Genomic DNA, 208 nt, shown 5'->3' on the forward strand with positions numbered 1-208 from the left:
AAGCAAGTGAGTAAGCCGCGCCCGTATATAGCGAATATGTTGAGGTTATTACATTTACCGAAAAAGATTGCTGACATGGTAAAAGATGGGCGACTGACAAGTGCACATGGACGAACGTTATTGGCAATTAAAGATGAACAACAAATGCTTAGGTTAGCGAAACGGGTTGTTAAAGAAAAGTGGAGTGTTAGATATTTAGAAAATCATG

1 protein-coding gene is annotated in these 208 nt (G+C 38.9%); it reads left to right on the plus strand.

From position 1 onward, the window contains the following. A partial coding sequence (locus D9V42_RS15055) for a ParB/RepB/Spo0J family partition protein (RefSeq protein ID WP_425275814.1) occupies positions 1–208 on the plus strand: 208 nt, incomplete at both ends.

Source organism: Staphylococcus pseudoxylosus (assembly GCF_003697915.1).
In the GTDB taxonomy this organism is placed as follows: domain Bacteria; phylum Bacillota; class Bacilli; order Staphylococcales; family Staphylococcaceae; genus Staphylococcus; species Staphylococcus pseudoxylosus.